General features: G+C 70.3%; 11 protein-coding genes. 9 read left to right on the top strand and 2 right to left on the bottom strand.

The annotated features are described in order from the left end of the window. Window positions 1–387 precede the first annotated feature (387 nt). Both AC5P1B_RS04185 and AC5P1B_RS04180 read left to right on the top strand, forming a co-directional pair. Entirely contained in the window at window positions 388–1,809 is a 1,422-nt protein-coding gene (locus AC5P1B_RS04185) for an NAD-dependent malic enzyme (protein WP_493884790.1), read from the top strand. A gap of 324 nt (window positions 1,810–2,133) precedes the next feature. Then, window positions 2,134–2,415 (top strand): HU family DNA-binding protein, encoded by a 282-nt coding sequence (locus AC5P1B_RS04180; protein WP_493884789.1) that lies wholly within the window; start codon window positions 2,134–2,136, stop codon window positions 2,413–2,415. A 573-nt stretch (window positions 2,416–2,988) separates the two neighbouring features. On the opposite strand, the gene murA is transcribed toward AC5P1B_RS04180, so the two are convergent. Next, window positions 2,989–4,332 carry a UDP-N-acetylglucosamine 1-carboxyvinyltransferase gene (murA, locus tag AC5P1B_RS04175; protein ID WP_493884788.1) on the bottom strand — a complete coding sequence of 448 codons (1,344 nt, stop codon included), beginning with the start codon at window positions 4,330–4,332 and terminating at the stop codon, window positions 2,989–2,991. A gap of 249 nt (window positions 4,333–4,581) precedes the next feature. Here murA and AC5P1B_RS04170 point away from each other — a divergent pair, with 249 nt between their 5' ends. Then, window positions 4,582–5,241, top strand: coding sequence for a YqgE/AlgH family protein (locus AC5P1B_RS04170; RefSeq protein WP_493884787.1), 660 nt, complete (start codon window positions 4,582–4,584; stop codon window positions 5,239–5,241). Between the two features lie 541 nt (window positions 5,242–5,782). On the opposite strand, the gene AC5P1B_RS04165 is transcribed toward AC5P1B_RS04170, so the two are convergent. Continuing rightward, window positions 5,783–6,823, bottom strand: coding sequence for a LysR family transcriptional regulator (locus AC5P1B_RS04165; protein ID WP_493884786.1), 1,041 nt, complete (start codon window positions 6,821–6,823; stop codon window positions 5,783–5,785). 107 nt (window positions 6,824–6,930) lie between these two features. Between AC5P1B_RS04165 and AC5P1B_RS04160 the strand changes: the two genes are divergently transcribed. The 6 genes from AC5P1B_RS04160 (at window position 6,931) to AC5P1B_RS04135 (ending at window position 12,756) form a co-directional block, all read left to right on the top strand. Then, entirely contained in the window at window positions 6,931–8,223 is a 1,293-nt protein-coding gene (locus AC5P1B_RS04160) for an MFS transporter (protein WP_493884785.1), read from the top strand. A gap of 15 nt (window positions 8,224–8,238) precedes the next feature. Beyond that, a complete protein-coding gene (locus tag AC5P1B_RS04155) occupies window positions 8,239–8,526 on the top strand; it encodes a DUF3039 domain-containing protein (RefSeq protein WP_493884784.1) in 288 nt (95 codons plus the stop codon). 243 nt (window positions 8,527–8,769) lie between these two features. Continuing rightward, on the top strand, window positions 8,770–9,165 hold the full coding sequence (locus tag AC5P1B_RS04150) for a recombinase family protein (RefSeq protein WP_493884783.1): 396 nt from the start codon (window positions 8,770–8,772) through the stop codon (window positions 9,163–9,165). A gap of 331 nt (window positions 9,166–9,496) precedes the next feature. Further along, entirely contained in the window at window positions 9,497–10,801 is a 1,305-nt protein-coding gene (locus AC5P1B_RS04145) for an extracellular solute-binding protein (RefSeq protein WP_493884782.1), read from the top strand. A gap of 12 nt (window positions 10,802–10,813) precedes the next feature. Next, window positions 10,814–11,872, top strand: coding sequence for a carbohydrate ABC transporter permease (locus AC5P1B_RS04140; RefSeq protein WP_493884781.1), 1,059 nt, complete (start codon window positions 10,814–10,816; stop codon window positions 11,870–11,872). Then, window positions 11,869–12,756 carry a carbohydrate ABC transporter permease gene (locus AC5P1B_RS04135; RefSeq protein WP_493884780.1) on the top strand — a complete coding sequence of 296 codons (888 nt, stop codon included), beginning with the start codon at window positions 11,869–11,871 and terminating at the stop codon, window positions 12,754–12,756. Before AC5P1B_RS04140 ends, AC5P1B_RS04135 begins: the two co-directional genes overlap by 4 nt. Window positions 12,757–12,861: the final 105 nt, after the last annotated feature.

The following is a 12,861-nucleotide window of genomic DNA, read 5'->3' as shown; positions in this document are numbered from 1 at the left end:
CGCCTGCCACGCACAGCGGGCGCCCCACCAGTGGTGGGGCGCCCGCTGCCTTGCTTGATGACACCGACCCGCCATGCTCGCCTCGCGGCAAGTGGTCGCTCGTAGCGACGAAGGTTGGGCCCGGGGGCTTGGATCGGGCCGGTGCCATATTCAGGCTAACAAACTCGGCGCGGATGCCAATCCCGTCCCAGCGGTTCACCCCGGAAGTTCTTGCGGGGGTTACGCCCGGCCTGGGCAATCTCGTATGGTGGAAAAGACTTTCCACGTCCCGCGCGGGCTCGGGGTGGTTACCGGGTACCCGCTGGTAGGTGGGAGCATCAGGGGATGTGGCGCAGCGGTACCTAGGCCACGCACCAAAGGAACAAGGGAAAGCAGAGGAAGTCGGCCATGGCAACGGCGCCTAGCGTCTCGTACTCGATGACGGTCCGGCTGGAGGTCCCCGCGAGCGGGACCGCGGTCAGTCAGCTCACCACCGCCGTGGAGTCCTCTGGTGGCTCGGTCACGGGCCTTGACGTCACCGCCTCCGGCCACGAGGCGCTGCGGATCGACGTCACCATCGCGGCCACCTCCACGGGTCACGCCGACGAGATCGTCGAGAAGCTGCGGGGCATTGAGGGCGTATCGCTGGGCAAGGTCTCCGACCGGACGTTCCTGATGCACCTCGGCGGCAAGATCGAGATGTCGTCCAAGCATCCCATCCGCAACCGTGACGATCTGTCGATGATCTACACGCCGGGTGTCGCCCGGGTGTGCCAGGCCATCGCCGACAACCCCGAGGACGCCCGCCGCCTGACCATCAAGCGCAACAGCGTCGCGGTCGTCACCGACGGCTCCGCCGTCCTCGGCCTCGGCAACATCGGCCCCATGGCCGCGCTGCCCGTGATGGAGGGCAAGGCCGCGCTGTTCAAGCGCTTCGCCGGGATCGACGCCTGGCCGCTGTGCCTGGACACCCAGGACAGCGACGCCATCGTCGCGATCGTCAAGGCCATCGCGCCGGGCTTCGCGGGCATCAATCTGGAGGACATCTCCGCGCCCCGCTGCTTCGAGATCGAGGCCCGGCTGCGTGAGGCCCTGGACATCCCGGTCTTCCACGACGACCAGCACGGTACGGCCATCGTCGTGCTCGCCGCGCTCACCAACGCGCTGCGCGTCGTGGCCAAGAAGGCCGGTGACGTACGGGTCGTCATGTCCGGTGCGGGCGCCGCCGGCACGGCGATCCTCAAGCTTCTCATCGCCGCCGGAGTCCGGCACGCGGTGGTCGCCGACATCCACGGCGTCGTGCACGCCGGACGCGCCGACCTGGTCGACGCCGACCCCGACTCCCCGCTGCGCTGGATCGCCGACAACACCAACCCCGAGGGCGTCACCGGCACCCTCAAGCAGGCCGTCGTCGGCGCGGACGTCTTCATCGGCGTGTCGGCGCCGAACGTGCTCGGCGGCGAGGACGTCGCGGCCATGGCGGACGGCGCGATCGTCTTCGCGCTCGCCAACCCCGACCCCGAGATCGACCCGGCCGTCGCGCGGCAGACCGCCGCCGTCGTCGCCACGGGCCGCTCCGACTTCCCGAACCAGATCAACAACGTGCTGGTCTTCCCGGGTGTCTTCCGCGGTCTGCTTGACGCACAGTCACACACGGTCAACACCGAGATGATGCTGGCCGCCGCCCGCGCGCTCGCCGACGTCGTCCTCGACGACGAGCTCAACGCGAACTACATCATCCCGAGCGTCTTCAACGACAAGGTCGCCGGCGCTGTCGCCGGTGCCGTCAGGAACGCGGCCAAGCCTGTGACCGGTACCACGGCGGTCTAGGCACGGCGCGTCGTGGCCCTGAGGGCTTGCGAGACGGCCGTAGGGTGGCGGGCAGCATAACGGCCGCAGCCCCTGAACAAGACTCGAAGCGAACCCTGCGGTGCGCTGCCGGGAGCAGACGGAGCGTCATCACAATGAGGCAGTGGCGCTTTTCGTGTGACTCCCCAGGGTGCCGGATTGGCTTTCCCGCCATAGGTGCGGGCAGGATGCGTTCCGGGCGCGAGGGTCTGAACGGCAGACCCGGGTCCGGGGACTGTCCGAGGACCCTGGCAGCATCGGCTTCGATCTCACGCCTCATTGGCAAGAAGAACACGGGAGTACAACATGAACCGCAGTGAGCTGGTGGCCGCGCTGGCCGACCGTGCCGAGGTGACCCGCAAGGACGCCGACGCCGTGCTGGCCGCCCTCGCCGAGACCGTCGGAGAGGTCGTCGCCAAGGGCGACGAGAAGGTCACCATCCCCGGCTTCCTGACCTTCGAGCGCACCCACCGTGCCGCTCGCACCGCGCGTAACCCGCAGACCGGTGAGCCCATCCAGATCGCGGCCGGTTACAGCGTGAAGGTCTCCGCGGGCTCCAAGCTCAAGGAAGCCGCCAAGGGCAACTAGTCCTAGACGACAAGGGCGGCCACCCACGGGAGGGTGGCCGCCCTTTCGTATGGGCGCGTGCGGGTGCGGTGCGGGTGTGTCGCTGCTCACGTCGCTCACGCCCGCGCTGGTGCTGGTGGCGGTGCGGAAAATCGTTTCGGTGCGCGTCAGGGCCGTGGATACGATCAGCGCACTCCGGCCGACCACGCGCCCAGCAGTACGCCGCCGAGCGCGGGGACGGGCCTGCGAGGCGGGTGGCCGCCGGGGGGCTTCGGAGGGGCGGCACACCGCTCCGTACGCCTTCCCGGAGACACCACCTGATGCCGGTCGGACCGCCATACGAGTGGCCTCGGCCTGCTGGTCGGCGACGCCGCCACGCCGCGCACCCGGGGCCAGGTCGGCAGGCTGGCTGAAACTATCGCCTGGCGGCGCTGCCCCGGCCGATCCGACCGGCTGGCCGGTGGCTCTGACGCCCTGGACGCGCCGCCCTGGACACACGAGCGCCGGGCGGCCCTCTCGGGGCCACCCGGCGCGTACGGCGTCAGTGGGTGCCGTGGATGCCGCTGGGCTCCCGACGGGGGCCCGGGCGCGGCGTCAGTGCTTGGGCACGCCGTTGGGCAGCTCCACGTCGGCCCCCAGCTCGTTCAGCTTGCTCATGAAGTTCTCGTAGCCGCGGTTGATCAGGTCGATGCCGTGGACCCGGGACGTGCCCTGGGCGGCCAGGGCCGCGATCAGGTACGAGAAGCCGCCGCGCAGGTCGGGGATGACCAGGTCGGCGCCCTGGAGCTTGGTGGGGCCTGAGACGACCGCGGAGTGCAGGAAGTTCCGCTGACCGAAGCGGCAGGCGGAGCCGCCGAGGCACTCGCGGTAGAGCTGGATGTGCGCGCCCATCTGGTTCAGCGCGGAGGTGAAGCCCAGGCGCGACTCGTAGACCGTCTCGTGGACGATCGACAGGCCGGACGCCTGCGTCAGGGCGACGACCAGCGGCTGCTGCCAGTCGGTCTGGAAGCCGGGGTGGACGTCGGTCTCCAGCGCGATGGCGTTGAGCGGGCCCCCCGGGTGCCAGAAGCGGATGCCCTCGTCGTCGATCTCGAAGGCGCCACCGACCTTGCGGAAGGTGTTGAGGAACGTCATCATCGAGCGCTGCTGGGCGCCCCGGACGTAGATGTTGCCCTCGGTCGCCAGCGCCGCGCTCGCCCACGAGGCCGCCTCAAGGCGGTCCGGCAGGGCGCGGTGGTTGTAGCCGCCGAGCTTGTCGACACCGGTGACGCGGATCGTCCGGTCGGTGTCCATGGAGATGATCGCGCCCATTTTCTGCAGTACGCAGATCAGGTCCTCGATCTCCGGCTCCACGGCCGCGTTGGACAGCTCGGTGACGCCCTCCGCCAGCACGGCGGTCAGCAGCACCTGCTCGGTCGAGCCGACCGACGGGTACGGCAGCCGGATCTTGCAGCCGCGCAGCCGCTGCGGGGCCTCCAGGTACTGGCCGTCGTCGCGCTTCTCGATCGTCGCGCCGAACTGCCGCAGCACCTCGAAGTGGAAGTCGATCGGCCGTCCGCCGATGTCGCAACCGCCCAGGCCGGGGATGAACGCGTGGCCGAGACGGTGCAGCAGCGGGCCGCAGAACAGAATCGGGATGCGGGAAGAACCGGCGTGCGCGTCGATGTCGGCCACGTTGGCGCTCTCGACGTGTGACGGGTCCAACACCAGCTCGCCGGCCTCGTCGCCCGGACGCACCGTGACTCCGTGCAACTGCAACAGACCGCGCACCACGCGGACATCGCGGATGTCGGGGACGTTGCGCAGGCGGCTGGGCCCGCTGCCGAGCAGCGCGGCGACCATGGCCTTGGGCACGAGGTTCTTCGCGCCCCGGACACGGATCTCGCCCTCCAGCGGGGTGCCGCCGTGGACAAGCAGTACATCGTCGGTGCCGGTCATATGTCTCGCGTTCCTGGATGGGCCTGGGATGGGCAAGGGGGGCAAAAGGAAAGAGTAATGGCCAGCGGGGGCCGTTCCATAAGGCCGTACGGCTCTCGGCCACGGGCCGGATGGCCACCGGCACGCTCCGTGCCTGCCCAGGAACGTGGAGTGATGTGCGCCGCCGCTGCTGTCGTACGCCCCACCTGCTCTCGCCTGGGAGTGGCGTTCCGCCCCCCGCCGGGGCCCGAAATGCGGGATCATGTGTCCATGACCGAGGTGTCCTCGCTCACAGGACGGCTGCTTGTCGCGACGCCGGCGCTGGCTGACCCGAACTTCGACCGTGCGGTGGTGCTGCTGCTCGACCACGACGAGGAGGGGTCGTTGGGCGTTGTGCTCAACCGCCCCACACCGGTCGTCGTCGGCGACATCCTCGAAGCGTGGGCCGCGCTCGCCGGGGAGCCGGGGGTGGTCTTCCAGGGCGGGCCCGTGTCGCTCGACTCGGCGCTCGGTGTGGCCGTCGTGCCTGGTGAGCCGGTGGCCGAGAGCGGGCGTGCGGCCGGTGCGTGGTCGCCGTCGGCGGGCGGCGGTCCCCCCCTTGACCCCGGTGGCTCCGGGCCGCGTGCGCAGCGGGGCGATCCCGTCGGCTGGCGCCGGGTGCACGGTGCGATCGGCCTGGTCGACCTGGAGGCCCCGCCCGAGCTGCTGGCGGCGGCCGTGGGCTCGTTGCGGATCTTCGCCGGGTACGCGGGCTGGGGGCCGGGCCAGCTGGAGGAAGAGCTGGTGGAAGGCGCTTGGTACGTCGTGGAGTCCGAGCCGGGGGACGTGTCGTCCCCCGACCCGGAGCGGTTGTGGCGGTCGGTGTTGCGGCGGCAGCGCAGTGAACTGGCCATGGTCGCCACGTATCCGGACGACGCGTCGCTGAACTAGGGCTTGAGCTCGGGCTTGAGCTCGGGCTTGAGCTTGGGCCTGTGCTTGTGCCTGCGGTTGGCTGCGGGGGTATTTGGCTGTGGCTGTTGGTGGTGGTGTTGGTGCTTGCGGCTGCGGTGGTCGTGGCTGGCTCTGGTGCCTGTGGCTGGGGCCGGTGGGGCTGTTGTCCTCAATCGCCGGACGGGCTGTGATCGCCCTCAATCGCCGGGCGGGCTTTCTTTGCCGGGGCGGGCTGACTGTGTCCTCAATCGCCGGACGGGCTTTTCTTTGGCGAAGTGGGTTTTCCTGTGCCGGTGGGTTGGTGGGTGTCCTCAATCGCCGGACGGGCTGTGATCGCCCTCAATCGCCGGGCGGGCTTTCTTTGCCGGGCGGGCTGACTGTGTTCGTAGTCGCTGGGCGGGCTCTCACTGCTGGGTTGGGGGGCTCGTGCTCAAGTGGCTGATGGGGCTGAGACTCCAGCCCGTCCGGCGATTGAGGACAAATGCAGGAAGGGGCGGGTAGGGGAAAGCTCCAGCGGACCCCCACCCACCGACAACCGCCCCTATCCCGCTGTCGGCCCCGGCCCCGGCCCCGGCCAATGTGATGCCGCCAGCGCGAAATACTGGGCGGCCAGTGGGTGCGCCCCGCGGGTGGGGACGGTGAGGTGTACGGCTACCGGTGGGGCGTTCTTCAGGCGTATGAAGCGGATGCCCGGATGCGTGTGCCGCTGGGCGACCGGCTCCGGTGCCACCCCCACGCCGTGACCGGCGGCCACCGCCTCAAGCCACTCGTCGAAGTTGCCGCTGGTGCACGCGAGCCGAGGGCGCGCGCCCTCCGGCCACAGCTCGGGGCGGGTCGTGCCGGTGACGGTGTTGACCACCAGCGGCAGCCGCGCCAGCTCCGACCAGTCCATGACGCGGCGCCGCGCGACGGCGGCTGCGGCCCCGGCGGCGCTGCGCGCCACCACGGCCACCCGCGCCTCGTGGCCGAGCAGGCTGCTGCGGACCGGGCCCTCGGGCGCGTCGCCCCGTAGCACCGCCACATCGCAGTCCCCGGTGTCGAGCCCGGCCAGTGGCGTGTCCCTGCGTACGAGCCGTATCCGGGCCCCGGTCGCCGACTCGAAGGCGGAGTTGAGAGCCGCGCACGCCACCGGCAGGAGTGAGGTGAAGCCGAGCCGCAGTGTGGCGTGCTGGCAGGGCGCGCGGAGCGCTTCGGCCAGGCGGGGCAGCAGGACGCCCAGCTCGCCGTGGAGCCGGCGGCCCGCCTCCGTGAGGGCGACGTGCCTCGTGCTGCGCTCCAGCAGCTGCGCGCCCACGGCCTCCTCCAGCGCCCGGACGGTGCGGGTCAGCGCGGGCTGGCCGACTCGGAGCCGGTGCGCCGCGTGCGTGAAGCTGCGCTCATCGGCGACGGCCATGAAACCGCGCAGATGCCGGAGCTCCACATCGGGCCCACCGGGCAGCCCCAGCCCGTCGAGCGGTGCGCCGGGTGCCGCGAGGGGCCGCGTGCCAGACCCGTCGAGTGGCGGTCCGGATGCCTCGGCGACGTCGGGAATGGCCGGTTCGTGGTGGTTCTGATGCCGGCTCGGCGGCTGCGGGTCACTCATGCCGCCCCAGCATAAATGGGTCCCCTGAGGCATTTCCGCGCCGATCCGGAGACTGCCTACGCTTCCAGCCCGCGTACCACTCACGCGGCAGATCAAGGAGGCGTACCGTGCGCAAAGTCCTGCTCCTCGCCCTGGGCGCGTTCACCCTCGGCATCGACGCGTATGTCATGGCGGGGCTGCTCCCCGTCGTCGCCGACGACATCGGCACCACCGTGTCGCTCGCCGGACAGATGGTCACCGTCTTCACCCTCGCCTACGCGCTCTCGGCGCCACTGGTCGCCGGTCTCCTGACGGGGCTCAGGCCGCGCGTGATGATCCTGGTCGCGCTCGCCGTCTTCACGCTCGGCAACGGCCTCACCGCGCTCGCGCCCTCCCTCGGGCTGCTGCTCGCCTCCCGGGTGATCGCGGGGGCCGGGGCCGGGGTGTACTCGGCGCTGTCCACCGCCGCCGCCTCCGCCCTGGTGGCGCCCGAGCAGCGCGGCCGGGCGCTCGCCCTGGTGATGGGCGGTATGAGCACGGGAACGGTCCTGGGCGTCCCGCTGGGCGTGCTGCTGGCCGAGCACGCGGGCTGGCGGGCCACAATGGGGCTGGTCACGGCCCTCGGCGCGGTGGCGCTCTGCGGCCTCGCCGCGCTCCTTCCGCCGGTGCCCGCCGAACCTCCGGTGCCGGTACGGGACCGGCTGGGAGCGATCACCGACCGGGCGGTGGCCCCGGTGGTGGGCGTCTCCTTCCTGGCCGCCGTCGCGAGCCTCGGGCTCTATACGTATCTGGCCCCGGTGCTTGAGTCCGCCGGTGATGTCGGCGAGCTGACCCCGTACCTGTGGGCCTGGGGCATCGGCGGTGTGCTCGGCAGCGTGCTGATCGGCCCGCTGGTGGACCGTACGGGCCGGGTGCGCGCGCTGGTGGCCCTGGTGCTGGCCGCGATCGTCCTCGCGCAGGCGCTTCTGCCCACGCTCGCCCCGGTGCCGCTGCTGCTGGGCCTGGCGCTGGTGCTGTGGGGCGCGGGCGGCTGGGCGCTCCAGGTGCCGCAGCAGCACCGGCTGCTCGCGCTGAGCGCGGAGCGCGGCACGGTGGCGCTCGCGCTGAACAACTCGGCCCTCTACCTCGGCAGCGCCGTCGGCTCCGCCCTCGGCGGCCTCGCCCTGTCGGCGGGGCTCCCGGGCCGCGCCCTGCCCTGGGCGGCGGCCGGGGTCGCGGCCCTCGGCCTGGCCTTGCACGGCGTGACCACCCGGGCCGCCGGGCGGCGGTCAGGCGTGGCGGGCGCGGGCCCCGACACGGGTGCGGGCCGGGCCGTGCATGAGGATGCGGAGAGCGGGGAAGACGGGAAAGAGCCGTGTGCCGCGACGGCGGGCGCGCACGGCGTTGTGGACGGTAGCGGCCACCGCACTTCGCGCGCGTGAGTACCCTTGGGCTGTATGAGCACTGTTGAGCCCGAGCGCGGCGCTGGTACGGGGACCCTCGTTGAGCCGACACCGCAGGTGTCGCATGGTGACGGCGACCACGAGCGCTTCGCCCATTACGTACAGAAAGACAAGATCATGGAGAGCGCGCTCTCCGGATCGCCCGTTGTGGCACTTTGCGGCAAGGTCTGGGTCCCGGGCCGGGACCCGAAGAAGTACCCGGTCTGCCCGATGTGCAAGGAGATCTTCGAAGGCATGGGCATCGGAGGCGACAAGGGCAAGGACGGCGGCGGCAAGAAGTAACCCCGCCGCACCTCGCTTCACTCCTTGGCTCTGACAGCTTTTCGTCGTCTGCCGCGTTCGGTCTGCTGCCTCGTTCGCTTCGCTCACATCGTGTCTCCCCGGTCCGAGCCGGTCCGCGTCGGTCTGACGCCGGTCCGCGCCAGGAGACAGCCCACGTGCCCGGCTCCTGTCCCGTATATCCCGTACGGATAGGGGCCGGGCGCGCGGTGTTGTTCGAGCTGGAGCGGCAGTAAGGTCACAGCCATGAGCGGGCGTGTGGAGCGGGCGGCGTATCTGGTGTTCGGGGCCCGGGAGGTCGACGAGACCGACGAGGGGACTGCCGCCTTCTGCCAGTTCGACAAGGACTGGGACGCACAGCTGGAGCAGTGCGGCCGGCTGGCGGCCGAGCGCGGCTACCAGCCCGTGGGCAGCAGCGTGTTCTCGGTGCTCCAGGCGTCCATGGACCGGCTCATGGAATGGGCCGACGACCCGGGATGTGATGTGGTGCTCGTCGCCAGCCCCCGGTTGCTGGAACGCATGCGTGACGCCTGGCCGGACTGGGATCTGGTCGTGACCCGGCTGGACGCCGCCGGTGCCAGGCTGGAAACCGTGCCGTTCCCCGAACCGGCTTACCCGGGCGAGCGGTTCCCGCTGCCGTAGCGTGCCCCTGACCTGGCTTTCCTCTGGCCTGGCCTTCCCCTGACATAGCGTCCTCGTCGGCGACGGCGCGCGCCCGCGCCCGGTCCGTCCGCCCGCTCCTCGCCGAGCCGCCTCACGGCGAGCTGACTCACGGTGAGGCGGCTGACGGCTTTCCGGAGTGCTGCGCGCATGGCCGGTCCACCCGTTCGCGGAACTCGCTCATCCATCAACTGGTCGAGACCTCTTGTACGGCCGGACAACGGCCCTTAACCTCCTGCGTATTGTGCAAAGCGAAACGGGCGTTGCACAGCATGCAACGTCCGTGCGTCGCCATTCCGTGGGGGTACCCGTCATGAAGGCCTTCGCCCGAATCGCCGCCCCGCTGGCGGCCCTTGTCGCCGCCGGACTCACCGCCACCGCCTGCGCCCCGTCCACCTCCGACAACAAGGCGACGAAGGACGAAAGGGGCGGCACGCTGCGCGTCTGGCTCTTTCGGGAGGTCAGCAACGAACCCAAGGAGAAGGTCGTCGACGAGGCCGTGGCCGACTTCCGCAAGGGGAACAAGGGCGTCAAGGTGGACGTCACGTACATCCCGATCGACACCCGCGCACAGAAGATCAAGGCGGCGTTCAACGACCCCAAGAGCGCTCCGGACCTGATCGAGTACGGCAACACGGACACCGCCGGGTATGTGCGGGACGGCGGACTCGCCGACATCAGCGAGGAGTTCGGAGGCTGGCCGCAGACCAAGGACGTCGACGCGACGGCCAAGGAGTCGGTGACGGTCGAGGGGAAGGTCTACGGGGCGCCTCTGTTCGTCGGGGTCCGGGCGCTCTACTACCGCACGGACGTGTTCAAGGATCTAGGGCTCAAGGTGCCCAGGACCCAGGCGGAACTGGCCAGGGCCGCCAAGAAGATCCGCGCGGAGCGGCCGGATCTGTACGGGCTCGCCGTCGGCGGCGCGTACACCTACGGGGCGATGCCGTTCCTCTGGGCGAACGGCGGCGAACTCGCCACGAAGAAGGACGGTACGTACCGCTCGGCGATCGACAGCGAGCGGTCCCGCGCCGGGATCACCGCGTACACCTCGCTGTTCGGTGACGACAACTGCCCCGCGAGGAAGTGCGCGCAGATGGGCGGCAACGACACCGTCGAGGCGTTCGCCTCCGGCAAGGCGGGCATGGCCATCGGCGGCGACTTCAGCCACCAGGCGATCGAGGACGGCAAGGTCAAGGGGAAGTACGCGGTCGTGCCGCTGCCCGGCGTCAAGGCGGGCGAGATCGCCCCGGCCTTCGCGGGCGGCAACAACATCGGGCTGCTCAAGAGCAGTTCGCACCGGACGCTCGGGCTCTCGCTGATGCGGTCGCTCACCGCGAAGAAGACCCAGGGTGAACTCTTCGACGCGATGGGATTCCTGCCCACCTACACCGACGTGCGCGCGGCCGTGGCGAAGCGGCAGCCGTTCGTGGCGCCGTTCGTGAAGACCCTGGACGCCGGGGCCAAGTTCGTGCCCGCCTCGCCCGGATGGGCGTCCATCGACGCCTCCCTGGTGCTGCCGACGATGTTCCAGGAGGTCGTGAGCGGCCGTAAGGACGTCAAGTCGGCGGCGGGCGACGCGCGCGAGAAGATGGACGACGCGTTCGCCGACGCGGGATGAGTGAGGTCAGCGATGCCGCGAGACGCACCCTCCCCAGCACCCGCCCCCGTTCCTGACCCCGTTCCCGCCCCGGCCGCCAGTGCCGCCCCCACCCCCGCCCCGCCCGCCGTGGTCACCAAAGAGGGCGGGGGCGGTACCGGAACCAGAGCGCCACGCCCCGCCAGGCCCGGCGCGCGCGGCGGCTCCCGCTGGACGCCCTGGCTCTACCTGGCACCCGCCCTCGTCGTCCTCGCCGGGCTCCTCGTCTACCCCATCTACCAGCTCGGCCTGATCTCCTTCCTGGAGTACACCCAGGCCCAGGTCAGCGGCGGCGAACCGACCACTTTCCAGGGGTTCGGCAACTACGCCGAACTGTTCCGGGACAGCCAGTTCTGGGATGTGCTGGTCGCCACTCTCGTCTTCGCCGCCGTCTGCGTGATCGCCACCCTCGCGGTCGGCTGCGCGCTCGCCGTGCTGCTCACCCGGGTGCGGGCGGTGCCCAGGCTCGCGCTCATGCTCGCCGCGCTCGGCGCCTGGGCCACCCCCGCCATCACCGGTTCGACGGTCTGGGTCTTCCTCTTCGATCCCGACTTCGGCCCCGTCAACAGGGTGCTCGTGTGGTGCGGGCTGTCCGGCTTCGAGGACTTCTCCTGGACGTACGACCGCTACAGCGCCTTCGCCCTCGTGCTGTTCGAGGTCGTGTGGTGCTCGTTCCCGCTGGTGATGGTGACCGTCTACGCGGGCATCAAGGCCATACCGGGCGAGGTGCTGGAGGCGGCCTCGCTCGACGGCGCCTCCAACTGGCGGACCTGGCGCAGTGTCATGGCGCCCATGCTCCGGCCGATCCTCATCGTCGTCACCATCCAGTCGGTCATCTGGGACTTCAAGGTCTTCACCCAGATCTACGTGATGACCAACGGCGGCGGCATCGCCGGGCAGAACCTGACCCTGAACGTGTACGCGTACCAGAAGGCGTTCGCTTCCTCGCAGTACAGCCTCGGCTCGGCGATCGGCGTCGTCATGCTGCTGATCCTGCTCGCCGTGACCCTGATCTACCTGCGGCTGCTGCGCAGACAAGGAGAAGAGCTGTGAGCCTGCCCTCCGCCCGGCCTCGCCGGGGCATCCGGCTGCGCGTCCGCAGGCCGTGGCGGTTGGCCGCCGAGGCGACCGCGCTGCTCGTCGCCGTCGTCGTCGCCTTCCCGCTGTACTGGATGGTGCTGTCCGCGTTCAAACCGGCGGGCGAGGTGCAGTCCGGCGAGCCCAGGCCATGGACCATGAACCCCTCGCTCGACGCCTTCCGGCGCGTCTTCGACCAGCAGGACTTCGGCCGTTACTTCCTCAACAGCCTGCTCGTCGCCGGTACGGTCGTGATCGCCTCCGCGCTGATCGCCTTCCTCGCGGCGACGGCGGTCACGCGCTTCCGGTTCAAGCTGCGGACGACGGTGCTCATCATGTTCCTCGTCGCACAGATGGTGCCGGTCGAGGCGCTGACCATCCCGATGTTCTTCCTGATGCGGGACCTCGGCGACAGCGTGCCCGGCGTCGGGCTCAACACGCTCGGCTCGCTGATCCTGCCGCACATCGCGTTCTCGCTGCCGTTCGCGATCTGGATGCTGCGCGGCTTCGTCAAGGCCGTGCCGGAGTCCCTGGAGGAGGCCGCCTACCTCGACGGCGCCAGCCGGTCCCGCTTCCTGTGGCAGATCCTCTTCCCGCTGGTGCTGCCCGGACTCATCGCCACCAGTGTGTTCTCGTTCATCTCCACCTGGAACGACTTCCTGTTCGCCAAGTCCTTCATCATCAGCGCGACGGAGAACTCCACCCTGCCGATGGCGCTGCTGGTGTTCTTCAAGGATGAGGGCAACGACTGGGGCGGGATCATGGCGGCCTCCACCATCATGACGATCCCGGTACTGGTCTTCTTCGTACTCGTACAGCGGCGGCTCGTCTCGGGCCTCGGCGGAGCGGTAAAGGACTGACGGCATGACGGATGACGGCATGACGGGCGACGGCGTGACAGACGACTACATGGCTGACGGCGGGCCGACCAAAGAGGGGACGACGACTGGCGACGGGACGACTGG

Source organism: Streptomyces sp. A01 (assembly GCF_059026195.1).
This window is presented reverse-complemented; position numbering and strand designations above follow the sequence as displayed.